Below are 13,708 nucleotides of genomic sequence, written 5' to 3'. Positions count from 1 at the left end.
GCCTAGACGCGACCACCGACCTGCACGTCACCACCCGTGGACCGTGACCGACCCGCCGGTGTCCCCCGCGCCTCCAGACTGCTGAGTAGCGTTGCTGCCAAGGAGGCCCACATGGCGGAACAGCCGCTCTCGATCCTGGTGGCCGGCGCGTCCGGCTTCATCGGGACGCCCCTCGTCCGCGCCCTGCGCGAGGCAGGGCACCACGTGACCACACTCGTCCGGCGCGAACCGCGCACGGCGACCGAGTTCCGCTGGTCGCCCGGCAGCCGCCCGCTGGACCCGGCGATCCTCGACGGCGCCGACGTGGTGATCAACCTCGCCGGAGCGAACATCGGCAAGCTGCCGTGGACGGAGACGTACAAGCGCGAGATCGAGCAGTCCCGCGTCGACGCCACCGACACGCTCGTCGAGGCGATGCGGCACGCCGCGACACCGCCGGCGCTGTTCCTGTCCGGGTCGGCGTCCGGCGTCTACGGTGACCGCCCCTCCGACGTGCTGCAGGACGACGCGGCGCCGGGTCGCGGCTTCCTCGCCGAGGTCTGCACCGTGTGGGAGGCCGCGGCGAACGGGGCTCCCGAGGGCGTCCGCGTCGTCACCCTCCGGACCGGCATCGTCGTCGGGAAGGGCGGCGGCGCACTCGCACCGCTCGTGCCCCTGACGAAGGCCGGGCTCGGCAGCCGACTCGGCACCGGCGGCCAGCACTGGCCGTGGATCGCACTCGAGGACGAGGTCGGTGCGATCGTGCACCTCGCGACCAGTCCCACGGCGTCCGGGGTCAGCGGACCGGTGAACCTCGCCGGCCCGGAGCCCGCCGTGGCCGACCGGCTCACGAAGCGCGTCGCCGAGGACCTGCACCGGCCGTACCTCTTCCGGCTCCCCGAGTTCGCGCTCCGGTTCGTCCTGCGCGACGCCGCCGACGAGATGCTGCTGTCGAGTCAGCAGATGGTGCCGACGAAGCTGCTCGAGTCCGGCTACGCGTTCCGGTACACGCGCGCGGAGGACGCGGTGGACGCCGCCTTCTGACGGACCGGGAGGCGCGGGGCGGTTCCGCCACGCGCCTCCGTCCTCAGTGCGCGCTCGCCTTGGTGAGCGCCGTCCGCATCGCGGCACGCGCCCGCTTGCGGTCACCGGCCGCGTCGTAGACGACACCGAGGCGGTACCAGGCGCGCCAGTCCTCCGGGTCGGCCTCGACCGCGGCCCTGTAGGTCGGGAAGAGCTCGTCGGCGGCCTCGCGCAGCGGTCGGCCGGAGGGGCGCACCGGGACGACGTCGGCCGGCGCGGCACCCTCGCGTTCGAGCCGGGCGCCGAGGCGGGTGATGCGGACCCCGAAGCGGAACTCGAGCACGAGCAGCAGCGCACCGATCGCCGCGACCACGAACAGGGCCACCCCGATGCCGATCCCGATCGGCAGCCCGGTGTCGATGAACGCGACCGCGCGCTGCCCGACGAGGACGATGTACAGCGCGAGCAGCACCGTCATGAGGGCCGCGCCCCAGAACGGCGACCGGAGCGACCGAGCGATGCCCACGGCGGGTCAGCCGATGCCGAGGACGCTGCCGAGGCCGACCGTCAGGCCGCGCATCGACGGGACGGCGGACAACGCCGCGCGGATGCCGGCGACGTAGGCGACGTCGTCGTTCGTGTCGTGGCGGATCGTCAGGGTCTCGCCCGGGCCGCTCAGCAGGACGTCCTGCACGGCCTTCACGCCGGGCAGGCGGAGGGAGTGGATCGGCACGCTGGCGACCTGCTGCCCGCGGGCGCGCTGGTCGACGTGCGGGGCCTCGACGGGGCCGACCTCACGGCGGGCCTCGGCAATGAGCTCCGCCGTGCGGACCGCGGTGCCCGAGGGCGAGTCGATCTTGCCGGCGTGGTGCGTCTCGACGATCTCGGCGGAGGGGAACCACGGCGCGGCGATCGTCGCGAGGTGGGTGCCGAGGACCGACCCGATCGAGAAGTTCGGGACCACGAAGACGCCCTGCTCGGGGCGGGCCTCGAGCCCGGCGCGGAGCGTCGCCAAGCGGTCCCCGGACCAGCCGGACGTGCCGACGAGCACGTTCGCGCCGCTCGCCAACGCGTTGTCCACGATCGCGGGGCTGAGCGCGGGCACCGTGACGTCGACGACCAGTGCCGCTCCCCCGAAGACCGACGGCCCCGCTTCGTGCGCACCGTCCTTCGACGACAGGCTCGCGACGAGCTCGAACTCCGGGAGTTCCTCGACGACGGCGGCCACGAGGCCCCCGAGACGACCGGTGGCGCCGACGACGGCGACGGGAGTGACCATGGCTCCCATCCTAGGATCGACACATGACGCTCGAGGTCAGGACCGTGCCTGCAGACATCCCCGAGGTCGACGTGCTGCTCGACGCCTACCTCGACGAGCGGGAGGCGACGTTCCCGAGCGCGCAGGGCGCCTACTCGCGGAAGCGCACCCCCGCGGCGGAGTTCACACCGCCGAACGGCACCTTCGTCGTCGCGTACGACGACGGCCTGGCGGTCGGGTGCGGCGGGCTCCGACGCATCCCGGACGGCCGTGACGAGACGGGTGCGGTCGATGTCCGGTTCGAGGTGAAGCACGTCTTCGTCACCCCCGAGGGGCGTGGACGGGGTGTGGCGACCGCGGTGATGGACGCCCTCGAGGCCGGGGCGGTCGGACTCGGTGCGACGGCGGTCGTCCTCGACACCAACGACTCCCTCGTCGCCGCCGGCGCCATGTACCGCAGCCGCGGCTACGCGCGCACCGCGCCGTTCAACGAGAACCCGAACGCGACCGCCTGGTACCGCAAGCCGATCCGCTGAGGCGATCTGCGCCTCCGGGCATGCCGACCACGAGCGCAGGCACGTCGCACCGACCGTCGGCCGGGCGACTCAGACGGGCTGGCCGACCGGCAGCCCCGTGCGGAGCTCCACCGGCAGGTGGGCGAGGTCGTTCAGCGTGACGACCTCGGCGGGCTTCGCCGACCGGATCCGGATGATCGTGAGCGCCGTGTGCGCGACGTTCGTGCCCATCCAGCGCCACTCCGGAGCCTGGAACGCCTCGCGCACGAACCAGCCGATCACCGCGTTGTGCGTGATGAGGAGGTCGTGCCGGTCCTCGCGCGCCGGTGTGAACCACTCGGCGACGGCGTCGCCCATCTGCGCCTGGCCGGCCACGATCTCCTCTTCGGTGATGCCGCCGTACCAGCCCTGGTAGGCGTGCGGCATGTCGGGCGTCGGACCGGAGGGGATGCAGTCGAACAGCAGGGTCGACGGCTCGGGCTGGATCGCCGGCAACCGCTGCGCCAGGAACGACGCGGTCTCGCTCGGCGCCTCGAGCGGCGAGTGGTACACGCCGTCGAACGGCACGCCGCCGAGTCGGTCGGCGACGAGCATCGACTGCCGCTTGCCGCGCTCCGAGAGCTTGCCGTCCCGCAGGCCGTGTTCCGCGTCCTGGTGCTCACCGTGCCGGACGAGGTAGAGGTAGTGCGACATGTCGGTGCTCAACCGCCGATCCCGATGGCGGCCGCGAGCTCGTCCTGCTGCACGGCACCGACCACCGAGGTGATCGTCGGACGCGTCAGGAGGTCCCGCGCGAGGTCGAGGACGTCGCCGGTGGTGACCCGGTCGACGCGTTCGAGGGCGGTGGCGAGGTCGGTGAACTCGCCGGTGCCGAGCTCGGATCGGCCGAGGCGGGTCATCCGGGCGTCGGAGTCCTCGAGCGAGAGCGTGAGGGCGCCCTCGATCTGGCCCTTCGCCCGTCGGAGCTCGTCCGTGGTGATGCCTTCGTCGACCATCCGGCGGAACTCGGCGTCGATGATCTCGATCACCCCGGGGACGTTGTCGGGCGCGCAGCCGGCGTAGACGCCGAACGCCCCGTTGTCGAGGTAGGCGGGCGCGAACGAGCTGACCGCGTAGGCGAGACCGCGGCGCTCGCGGACCTCCTGGAAGAGGCGGGAGCTCATGCCGCCGCCGAGCACGGCGTTGAGCACGCTGAGCACCGGACGGCGTTCGTCGCGGAGGTCGAGCCCCTGCGACCCGCGGAGCATGCTGACCTGCTCGGTGGGACGGTGCACGACGGAGAGCTTCGGGATCGCCGGGTCGGCGACGGGCTGCGGGGTCCGGCGGGCCAGCGGCGAGGCCCCGGACGCGTCGCGGAACACCGCCTCGACCAGTTCGCAGAAGCGGTCGTGGTCGACCGCACCGGCCGCGGTGACGACGATGCCGTTCGGGGCGTAGTGCTCGCGGTAGTGGGCGAGGACCTCGTCACGCTGCACCGCGCGGATGCTCTCCGGGGTGCCGCCGATCGGCCGGCCGAGGGCGTGCCCGTCGAAGGCAGCGGCGAAGAACGCCTCGCCCGCGACGTCGGCCGGGTCGTCCGCGGCCATCGCCAGTTCTTCGAGGATGACGCCCCGCTCGACGTCGAACGCCACCGACTCGAGCACGGAACCGGTGACCATGTCGCCGATCACCTCGACCGCCATCGGCACGTCGGCGTCACGGACGCGGGAGTAGTAGCAGGTGTACTCCTTCGCGGTCGCGGCGTTGTGCTCGCCGCCGACCGAGTCGAAGGAGATCGCGATGTCGAGCGCGGAGCGCGTCGCGGTGCCCTTGAACAGGAGGTGTTCGAGGAAGTGCGTGGAGCCGAACTGCCCCTCGCGTTCGTCCCGCGATCCCACCCCCACCCAGAAGCCGAGGCTGGTGGAACTCGCGCCGGGCATCGCCTCGGTCAGGACCCGCACGCCCGAAGGCAGGACGGATCGGCGGACGAAGGCGCCCCCGGACGTCAGGAACGACGTGTCCGGGGCCTCGAGCGGCAACGGCACTGGGTGGTTCATCGCAGACGAGCCTACTGACCCCGCGGGGCCGGTCGCCCAGTTTCCACAGGCGCACACGCAGTCAGCACGGTGTCACTCGAAGAGGGGTACATGAAATGAGGATAGAAAGACTCGTCTGTCTGTCCTCCTTGTGGTACAGTCTTGTTACCGGATCGGAAGCCCCCCTAGATTTCGATCCGGTGGCTCGGGACATCAGTCCTGCGCGGTACGAGTCCCCCCACTCCGCCGCCGCGGAGCCGATGACCCCAAGGAGCCACGCTGTGACGGTCGATTCCCCCCAACCGACCGTCCAGCGTCTCCCTGGGCCGAGCACGAACCTCGCGTCGCCGGACGGGTCGAGCGTCCCCCCGGCTCCCCGCTCCGGCGGCGCGAAGGTCCGCATCCTCGAGACCGCGACGCGGCTCTTCTACGAAGAGGGCATCCACAGCGTCGGCGTCGACCGCCTCATCTCCGAGGCGAGCGTCACGAAGGCGACGTTCTACAAGCACTACGGGTCGAAGGACAACCTGATCCTCGCCTACATCCGCACCCAGCACGAGCACGTGCAGCAGCGGATGGAACAGCTCATCGCGGACGCCGGCGCCCCCACCGAGGCCGTCCGCGCCTGGGTCGCCGCCCTCACCGACGAGGTCAACGACCCCGACTTCCGCGGTTGCGCGTTCCTCAACGCCGCCGCCGAGTACCACGACCCCCGCGATCCCGTGCGCGAGGTCGTCGCCATGCACCGTGACTGGTACACGGAGCGGCTCGCCGAGCTGCTGCAGGACGCCGGGCACGCGCTGCCCGGCGACGGTGCGGACGAGCTCATGCTCGCGCGTGACGGGGCGATGTCCGGCGCTTACGCCGGCGACGCGATCGCGGCGACGGCGGCCCTCGGCCGGGTCGTCGAGCGCGTGCTCGCGGCCTGACGCGCGCCCTCTTCTCGCGCCCCCTCGCTTGACGCGCGCGCCCTCGCTTGTCGCGCGCCCCCTCCCGCGAAAGCGACAGATCGCCGCGACATCTCGGCGTGGATCTGTCGCGCTCGCGGCACCGACGCGCGTCCACCGCACACGAGTGTCGCCTTCGCGACCATCTGACGGCCTGGAGGCGCGGGTCCAGCCCGCACCGCGCCTCCAGTCCGGCGTCCTCGTACGTCCACCCGCCTGCCGGGCCCGCCACCCGGTGCGCGGTCGATCGCCTCGTGCGGGCCTGCAGGCCCGCACCGGCCCGTCAACTGCGCACCGAGTGACGATGTCGGCACCGTGCGACGACGCCGAGCACCGTCCGAGGCAGCGGGTGTTGGCTGGGGGCATGGCCAACGACCCCAACTGGAACCTCCCCGAGGTCCCGTCCTTCACCCTGACCAGCCCCGACTTCGCCGACGGCGCCGCCCTGCCCGACTGGGCGCGCGGCACCGATGCCGGCGGCGAGGACCGCTCCCCCGCGCTCGAGTGGTCCGGCGCACCCGAGGGCACGCAGAGCTACGTGCTCACCGTGTACGACCCCGACGCCCCGACCGGCTCGGGCTTCTGGCACTGGAGCGTGACCGACATCCCCGGCAGCGCCACCTCGCTGCCGCAGAACGCCGGGACCGACGACGCGCTGCTGCCCGCCGAGGCACTCCGACGCCGCAACGAGTTCGGCACGGACACGTTCCTCGGTGCCGCGCCGCCCGCCGGGCACGGACCCCACCGGTACTTCTTCACGCTGAGCGCACTGGACGTGCCGGTCCTCGAGGCACCGGCCGACGCGACCCCCGCGATCGTCGGGTTCCTGCTCCGCGACCACCTGCTCGGACGCGCGCAGCTCGTGGGCACGCAGGAGACGCCCGCCGCCTGACCCGGGCCGCGCACGGCTTCGCCCGCGCGAGACTCGGCCTGAAGGACACTCCTCGCGGCCGCTGGCCCGAGAACTGTCGCCGACGCCGAGTCTCGGGCCGGGCGCCACGAGACTCGGCCGCGCGTGGCACCCGCCGGCAACTGCGCGTGGCGCCCGCCGGCAGCGCTGCGCCCCCGCAACGGCGATCGGCCGCCGCCCCGGAAGGGACGGCGGCCGTTCGTGCGTCAGGACGCGGGAGGGATCAACCCTCGGCGGGGTCCTCGGCGTGCGCACGGACCGTCTCGGCCGGAGCCGACTCGGTCTCGTCCGCGACGACCGGGGCGAGCGAGAGCTTGCCGCGGTCGTCCACCTTGGTGACCTCGACCAGGATCTTCTGGCCGACGCCGAGCACGTCCTCGACGTTCTCCACACGCTTGCCACCGGCGAGCTTGCGGACCTCTGAGACGTGGAGCAGACCGTCGCGGCCCGGGAGGAGCGACACGAACGCACCGAACGTCGCGATCTTGACGACCGTGCCGAGGAACTGGTCCCCGATCTCCGGGTTCGTCGGGTTCGCGATCGCGTTGACCTGGGCGCGAGCGGCCTCGGCCGACGGACCGTCGACGGCGCCGATGTAGACGGTGCCGTCGTCCTCGATCGAGATGTCGGCTCCGGTCTCGTCCTGGATGCCGTTGATCGTCTTGCCCTTCGGGCCGATCAGCTCGCCGATCTTGTCGACGGGGATCTGCACGGAGATGACACGCGGCGCGGTGTCCGCCATCTCGTCGGGGGCGTCGATCGCCTCGGTCAGCACACCGAGGATCGCGGAGCGCGCTTCCTTGGCCTGCTTGAGCGCGGCGTCGAGCACCGACGACGGGATGCCGTCGAGCTTGGTGTCGAGCTGGATCGCGGTGACGAACTCGGAGGTCCCGGCGACCTTGAAGTCCATGTCACCGAGTGCGTCCTCGGCACCGAGGATGTCGGTCAGCGCCGCGTAGCGGGTCTGGCCGTCAACGGTGTCGGAGACGAGGCCCATCGCGATGCCCGCGACCGGGGCCTTGAGCGGCACACCGGCGTTGAGGAGCGACAGGGTCGAGGCGCAGACGGAGCCCATCGACGTCGAACCGTTGGAGCCGAGGGCCTCGGACACCTGACGGATGGCGTAGGGGAACTCCTCGCGCGACGGCAGCACCGGCACGAGGGCGCGCTCGGCGAGGAAGCCGTGCCCGATCTCGCGACGCTTCGGCGAACCCACGCGGCCGGTCTCACCGGTCGAGTAGGGCGGGAAGTTGTAGTGGTGCAGGTAGCGCTTCTTCGTGACGGGCGACAGCGAGTCGATCTGCTGCTCCATCTTGAGCATGTTCAGCGTGGTGACGCCCAGGATCTGGGTCTCGCCGCGCTGGAAGATCGCCGAACCGTGGACGCGCGGGATCACGGCGACCTCGGCGTCGAGCGGACGGATGTCGGCGAGGCCGCGGCCGTCCATGCGGACCTGCTCGGTCAGGATCCGGCCGCGGACGACCTTCTTCGTGACCGACTTGTAAGCGCCGCTGACCTGACCGTTGGCGCTCTCGGGGAGCTCGCCGGCCGACACCTTGGCGGCGATTGCCTCCTTGACGCGGGCCTTGAGGGCGTCGTCCGCGTCCTGGCGCTCGAGCTTGCCGGCGATCTTGTAGACGTCACCGAGCTCGGAGAGGGCGATCGCCTCGACGGCGTCGTAGACCTCGGGCGCGTAGGGCGGGAAGACCGGGTAGTCCTGGATCTCCTTGGCCGACTGCGCGGCCATCTTCGCCTGCGCCTCGACGAGGACCTTGAGGAACGGCTTCGCCGCCTCGAGACCCTGCGCGACGACGGCCTCGTCGGGCTTGGTGGCGCCGCCCTGGATGAGGTCCCAGCTGTGCTCGGTGGCCTCGGCCTCGACCATCATGATCGCGACGTCCTCGTTGCCCGCTTCGTCGGTGACGACGCGGCCCGCGACGGTGAGGTCGAAGACGGCCTCGGCGAGCTGCGACGCCTTCGGGAAGGCGACCCACTGGTCGGAGCCGTTCGCACCCGGGATGAGCGCGAGGCGCACACCGGCGATCGGGCCGGAGAACGGCAGACCGGAGATCTGCGTCGACGCGGACGCCGCGTTGATCGCGAGCGCGTCGTAGAACTCGTCCGGAGCGATGCTCAGGACGGTGATGACGATCTGAACCTCGTTGCGGAGGCCGTCGACGAACGACGGGCGCAGCGGCCGGTCGATGAGACGGCAGACGAGGATCGCCTCGGTGCTGGGACGGCCTTCACGGCGGAAGAACGAACCGGGGATCTTACCGGCGGCGTACGAGCGCTCCTCGACGTCGACCGTCAGGGGGAAGAAGTCGAAGCCCTCACGCGGGTGCTTGCCGGCGCTGGTGGCCGAGAGGAGCATGGTCTCCTCGTCGAGGTACGCGGCGACCGCGCCCTGGGCCTGCTGTGCGAGCCGACCGGTCTCGAACCGGACGATGCGCTTGCCGTACCGACCGTTGTCGATGACGGCCTCGGCGAACTTGATCTCGGGACCCTCCAAAAGGGTGCCTCCTTGATGTGTTCGGCAGGCTGGGGCGACGGCACCCGGTGGGTGCGTGCGCGCCGAGGTGATCGGGACGCATGTCTGGCCAGCAGTAGAAGCACTCGGGAAACCGTCCGGCCCGCGAGCCACCACCGATGACCAGCTCCGTGCCCGGCCTGCGCAGTGTTTGTCGTACTGCCCGGGGAAACGGTCCCCGGACGGGATGGACTTTACCAGTCCGCAGGCAAACAGCGGCGAGGCTCAGGGCGAACGGGCGTGTCCCCGCTAGCCTGCACCCATGCGCCTCACCCCTTCCCGGGGCTTGTTCGTCGCGGCCGCAGTGGTCGTCGGCGCGCTCGTCGCCCCCGTCGTCACCGCACTCCAGGCGAGCGCGACGGAGTACCCGAGCTGGCAGGACGTGCAGCGAGCCAAGGGCAACGAGCAGTCCAAGAAGACCGAGGTGGCCCGCGTGCAGTCCGCCCTGCAGGAGGTGCAGGCGGCCGCTGCGGCGAAGTCGCAGGCGGCGCTCGACGCCTCCGAGAAGGCAGACCGTGCCGAGGCGGACCTGGCCTCCGCCACCCAGGCCGCCACGAGCCTCCAGGCCCAGGCCGACCAGGCGACGAAGACCGCGGACCGCGCCCAGCAGCGCGCCGGCCAGCTGGCCGCGAACCTGTACCGCGACGGCAGCTCGAACGAGATGACCACGCGCATCGCGACCGCGAAGAACCCGGACCAGCTCCTCTACCAGCTCGGCGCGCTCGATCAGCTGTCGTCGACGTGGGCCGGCGTGATGGACGACGCGTCCGTCGCGGCGAAGACCGCGTCGTCGCTGCACGCGCAGGCGACCCGAGCCGAGGACGAGCGGGCCGACCTGGCCGACGCCGCCGAGACGAAGGCGAGCGCCGCGAAGGACGCCGAGGCCGTCGCGAACGCCGCGGTCGCGGACACGCAGCAGCACAGCGACGAGCTGTACGCGCAGCTCGCCGCACTCAAGGACACCACCGCCTCGACCGAGGAGCGCTACGAGCTCGGGCAGCGGGTCGCGGCGCAGAAGGCCGAGCAGCAGCGGAAGCGCGAGGCGGCCGCACGAGCACAGGCGGCCGCGGCGGCCGCCCCGGCCACCGGGACGAGCGGCAGCTCCAGCGGCGCCACCAGCGGCGGGACGGGCACGTCCTACCCGAGCACCGGGGGCGTCGTCGTCGACCCGGCGGGCGCGCAGGCGTACGCGCGGAGCGCCATCGGGGGGTACGGCTGGGGGTCCGACCAGTTCTCGTGTCTGGTGTCGCTGTGGACGCAGGAGTCCGGCTGGCGAGCGAACGCCCTGAACGCGTCGAGCGGGGCGTACGGCATCCCGCAGTCGCTCCCGGCGGACAAGATGTCCGCTGCCGGGGCCGACTGGCGCACGAACGCCGCGACGCAGATCAACTGGGGTCTGGCGTACATCAAGAGCGCGTACGGGTCGCCCTGCGGCGCGTGGGACCACGAGATGAGCGTCAACCCGCACTGGTACTGAGCCGGAGCGCAGATCGCCGGGACCGCGCGGGCGCGCTGGTCACGCGGCCGCGGAGTCCTCCGCGGGCCACCCGCCGAGCCGCACCACCGAGCCGTCCGCGGCCACGAGTCGCGCGGCCCGTCCGCTCCGTCGCAGCATCTCGGGAGCCCCTCGCCCACGGACGATCGCCGCGGTCGTCATCGTGTTCGCCGTGACGCACGACGGTGCGACCACCGTCACCGTGCGCCACACCGGTTCCGCTGGGAGTCCCCACCTCGGGTCGAGGATGTGGTGCCGCTGGTGACCGTCCTGCTCCCACCGGCGCTTCTGCGTGCTGGAGGTCGCCACGGACCACCCGGAACCGAGCCGCACGCGGTCCACCGGATCGCCGTCGAGGTCCTGCACCCGCACCTGCCACCCGCCCGACGGCTCCGGTCCCGCCGTCGCGACGTCCCCGCCGAGCGACACGAGCGCACCGATCCCCAGCCGCGCGGTGATGCTCGCCGCGGCCATGTCGGCGGCGGCTGCCTTCGCCGTCGCACCGAGGTCGAGCGTCACATCCTCGGGGACGCGGAGGAACGTGCCGGAGAGCAGGACCCGCTGCCACGCGGGCCGACCGTCGAGCTGCCGGGCGATCGACTCCGAGGGCGGGACGGGCGCAGCGTCCGCGAAGGCGGCGTCGTAGCCGAGCGACACCATGCGGGCGCCGAGAGTGGGGTCGACGTCGCCGTCGGAGGCCCGCGCGGCGTCGAGCGCCTGGTGGACGAGGGCGGCGAGGAGCGGCGAGACCTCGGCCCCGCGGACGAGCTCGTCGGCGCGGGCCACGAGTTCCGAATCGGCGCGGAACCGGCTGCACGCGGCCTCGACCGCAGCGGTGACGCGGCGGACGCACGACTCGGCGGCCTCGAGGTGGCGACGGTCCCGGTGGTCGAGGACGACGCGGGCGGTGGTGGTCCAGAGGTCCCACTCGGCTGCGGCTCGCACGGTCACGATCCCGTCGTCGTCGCGTCGGAACTGCCCGTGCTGCTCGAGTTCCCCGAGCTGACGCCCTGATCGCTCGACGTGCTGCTGTCGCTCGACGAGCCGGTGTCGCTCGACGTGCCCGTCGACGTGCTGCTCTCGGTGGACGTGCTGCTGTCGGTCGTCCCGCCCTGCTCGTGCCCGAACCACACGCCGGCTCCGGTCACCGCGGCGACCACCAGCCCGCCCACGGTGACGAGCGCACTCGTCGTCCGGGTCCGTCTGCCGTTCCTGCTGCTGTTCATCGGTCCTCCTCGTCGTCAGGACGAGGTTCCCGAGCGCGCCGATGAACCACCCGGGCACCGGCTGCACCGTGGCCGGACGACCCCTGTGCTCCGGCTAAGAGCGCGTGGGCTCAGTGGCCGAGACCGCCGAGCAGGGACGCGAAGTCCGCGGTCGCGGGGAGCGCGTCGGCTTCCTGCGGGGTCCGACGGGAGGCGCGGATCGCCCAGGCGAGGTCGGCTCCCGCCCGGCGGATGCGTCCGTCCAGGGCGGCGGAGTCACCGGCACTCCCCCAGTCGTCCGTCGCGGCGAACACGCCGGTCGGCACCACCGCAGCCCGGAGGTAGGCGAACACCGGCCGGAGCGCGTGGTCGATCGCGAGCGAGTGCCGCGCGGTGCCGCCCGTGGCACCGAGCAGCACGGGCATGTCACCGAGCGAGTCCTTGTCGAGGACGTCGAGGAAGGACTTCGCGAGCCCGCTCACGCCGGCCGTGAAGATCGGGGTGACGAAGACGACCGCGTCGGCCTCGACGATGGTCGCCATGGCGGCGGACAGGGCCGGCGCCGCGAACCCGGTGAGCATCGCGTCGGTGATCTCGTGCGCCAGCGGACGCAGGTCGACGTGGAGGACCGTCACCGTGCCTCCCGGCAGCCCGGGTGCATCCGGCGTGCCGAGCGACGCGACGGTGGCCTCGGCCAGGCGGTCGGCGAGGAGGCGGGTGGAGCTGGGCTCGGAGAGTCCGGCGGAGACGACGGCGATGGTGGTCATGATGGGTCCCGACTTTCGATGCGTTTGCATGAACATCCTATCGAACCGGCAACCGGACGCGGGCATTCCCGCGCTCCGAACGGAGAACGCCCCGGTCCTCCGAAGAGGACCGGGGCGTTCGGTCAAGCGTGTTCGGTCGACTAGCGACGCAGGCCGAGACGCTCGATGAGCGCACGGTAGCGGGCGATGTCGACGTCGGAGAGGTAGCCGAGGAGACGGCGACGCTGACCGACCATGAGCAGCAGACCACGACGCGAGTGGTGGTCGTGCTTGTGCTCCTTGAGGTGCTCGTTCAGGTCGTTGATGCGACGAGTCAGAACGGCGACCTGGACCTCGGGGGATCCGGTGTCGCCCGGGTGGGTCGCGTACTCTTCGATGATCTCCTGCTTGACCTTCGCGTCAAGTGCCATAGGTAGATCCCCTTCCTGTCCGTTGCGCGGTGCCCACACCGAATGCGTGAGCGCTCTTTGTCCGCGGCCGTTCGACGGCAACCGGAGAAGACTACCAGAGAGTCAGGCGGTGCGGGCGCCCGGTCAGGCGGTGCGGGCGCCCGGTCAGGCCGTGCGGGCGCGCAGCCGACGGCGTCGCGGGGCCGGGAGCAGACTGCGGAAGAGCCCGACGACCGTGGCCCCGAGCAGGCCACCGAGGCCGTTCGAGAGCACGTCCCGCGGGTCGGCAACGCGTGCCGGCAGGTACACGGCCTGCGCGACCTCGATGCCGGCGGAGAGCGCGACGCCGACCACGGCGCCGAGGAACCACCAGCGGCGGGGCAGCCACAGCGCAGCGAGCATGCCGACCGGGACGAACATGGCGATGTTCGCGAGGAACTCGGTGCGCTCGTAGGTGAACCACGTGCCGTGCGGGAGCTGCTGCACCCACGCGATCGCGTGCAGCACGAGGGAGTTCTGGGCGGACGTGAACACCTGCGGTGTCAGCGTCATCCGCCAGATCACCCAGGCGTACGCCGCGGTGAGGGCGAGGAGGAGGAGCTTCCGGAACATCCGGACAGTCTGGGGGACGCGCCTGGCAGGAACCAGCACCCGTCCTGGGGGAACGCCCGGCGG

The 13,708-nt window shown here is 72.1% G+C and carries 15 protein-coding genes; 5 read left to right on the top strand and 10 right to left on the bottom strand.

Translation table 11 applies throughout. The annotated features are described in order from the left end of the window. Positions 1-111 precede the first annotated feature (111 nt). Positions 112-1,023, top strand: a complete 912-nt coding sequence (locus BLT36_RS08865) for a TIGR01777 family oxidoreductase (RefSeq protein WP_092094038.1) — start codon at positions 112-114, stop codon at positions 1,021-1,023. Between the two features lie 43 nt (positions 1,024-1,066). Here BLT36_RS08865 and BLT36_RS08860 read toward each other — a convergent pair whose 3' ends face one another. Together BLT36_RS08860 and BLT36_RS08855 are read right to left on the bottom strand one after the other, a co-directional pair. Next, positions 1,067-1,480, bottom strand: coding sequence for a tetratricopeptide repeat protein (locus BLT36_RS08860; RefSeq protein ID WP_092094532.1), 414 nt, complete (start codon positions 1,478-1,480; stop codon positions 1,067-1,069). 54 nt (positions 1,481-1,534) lie between these two features. Next, positions 1,535-2,281 (bottom strand): 4-hydroxy-tetrahydrodipicolinate reductase, encoded by a 747-nt coding sequence (locus tag BLT36_RS08855; RefSeq protein WP_254787461.1) that lies wholly within the window; start codon positions 2,279-2,281, stop codon positions 1,535-1,537. Positions 2,282-2,304: 23 nt separating this feature from the next. On the opposite strand from BLT36_RS08855, the gene BLT36_RS08850 reads away from it, so the two are divergent. After that, complete coding sequence (locus tag BLT36_RS08850; RefSeq protein ID WP_092094034.1) at positions 2,305-2,796, top strand: GNAT family N-acetyltransferase; 492 nt, start codon at positions 2,305-2,307, stop codon at positions 2,794-2,796. A 69-nt stretch (positions 2,797-2,865) separates the two neighbouring features. Here BLT36_RS08850 and BLT36_RS08845 read toward each other — a convergent pair whose 3' ends face one another. Continuing rightward, positions 2,866-3,468 (bottom strand): histidine phosphatase family protein, encoded by a 603-nt coding sequence (locus BLT36_RS08845; protein ID WP_092094033.1) that lies wholly within the window; start codon positions 3,466-3,468, stop codon positions 2,866-2,868. 8 nt (positions 3,469-3,476) lie between these two features. Beyond that, complete coding sequence (locus BLT36_RS08840; protein ID WP_092094031.1) at positions 3,477-4,811, bottom strand: M16 family metallopeptidase; 1,335 nt, start codon at positions 4,809-4,811, stop codon at positions 3,477-3,479. A gap of 260 nt (positions 4,812-5,071) precedes the next feature. On the opposite strand from BLT36_RS08840, the gene BLT36_RS08835 reads away from it, so the two are divergent. Then, positions 5,072-5,719, top strand: coding sequence for a TetR/AcrR family transcriptional regulator (locus BLT36_RS08835; protein WP_092094029.1), 648 nt, complete (start codon positions 5,072-5,074; stop codon positions 5,717-5,719). 382 nt (positions 5,720-6,101) lie between these two features. Then, entirely contained in the window at positions 6,102-6,629 is a 528-nt protein-coding gene (locus BLT36_RS08830) for a YbhB/YbcL family Raf kinase inhibitor-like protein (RefSeq protein WP_092094028.1), read from the top strand. Between the two features lie 241 nt (positions 6,630-6,870). On the opposite strand, the gene BLT36_RS08825 is transcribed toward BLT36_RS08830, so the two are convergent. Then, on the bottom strand, positions 6,871-9,159 hold the full coding sequence (locus BLT36_RS08825; protein WP_092094026.1) for a polyribonucleotide nucleotidyltransferase: 2,289 nt from the start codon (positions 9,157-9,159) through the stop codon (positions 6,871-6,873). 280 nt (positions 9,160-9,439) lie between these two features. Here BLT36_RS08825 and BLT36_RS08820 point away from each other — a divergent pair, with 280 nt between their 5' ends. Continuing rightward, complete coding sequence (locus BLT36_RS08820) at positions 9,440-10,654, top strand: coiled-coil domain-containing protein (RefSeq protein WP_139166410.1); 1,215 nt, start codon at positions 9,440-9,442, stop codon at positions 10,652-10,654. A gap of 39 nt (positions 10,655-10,693) precedes the next feature. Here the strand turns inward: BLT36_RS08820 and BLT36_RS08815 are convergent, their stop codons facing one another. The 5 genes from BLT36_RS08815 to BLT36_RS08800 all read right to left on the bottom strand — a co-directional run bounded on the left by BLT36_RS08815 (position 10,694) and on the right by BLT36_RS08800 (position 13,645). Next, entirely contained in the window at positions 10,694-11,623 is a 930-nt protein-coding gene (locus BLT36_RS08815) for an FAD:protein FMN transferase (protein WP_217638272.1), read from the bottom strand. Then, positions 11,620-11,898, bottom strand: coding sequence for a hypothetical protein (locus BLT36_RS18710; RefSeq protein WP_175529421.1), 279 nt, complete (start codon positions 11,896-11,898; stop codon positions 11,620-11,622). Before BLT36_RS18710 ends, BLT36_RS08815 begins: the two co-directional genes overlap by 4 nt. A 110-nt stretch (positions 11,899-12,008) precedes the next feature. Continuing rightward, positions 12,009-12,644 (bottom strand): CE1759 family FMN reductase, encoded by a 636-nt coding sequence (locus tag BLT36_RS08810; RefSeq protein WP_092094022.1) that lies wholly within the window; start codon positions 12,642-12,644, stop codon positions 12,009-12,011. A 140-nt stretch (positions 12,645-12,784) separates the two neighbouring features. Then, positions 12,785-13,054 carry a 30S ribosomal protein S15 gene (gene rpsO, locus BLT36_RS08805; protein WP_070416523.1) on the bottom strand — a complete coding sequence of 90 codons (270 nt, stop codon included), beginning with the start codon at positions 13,052-13,054 and terminating at the stop codon, positions 12,785-12,787. A gap of 144 nt (positions 13,055-13,198) precedes the next feature. Next, positions 13,199-13,645 (bottom strand): VanZ family protein, encoded by a 447-nt coding sequence (locus tag BLT36_RS08800; protein WP_092094021.1) that lies wholly within the window; start codon positions 13,643-13,645, stop codon positions 13,199-13,201. Positions 13,646-13,708: the final 63 nt, after the last annotated feature.

Origin of the sequence: Curtobacterium sp. UNCCL20 (genome assembly GCF_900101675.1) — a bacterium.
GTDB lineage: Bacteria > Actinomycetota > Actinomycetes > Actinomycetales > Microbacteriaceae > Curtobacterium.
Note: the sequence above shows the minus strand (reverse complement) of the source record. Positions and strands in the feature narration are given on the sequence as shown.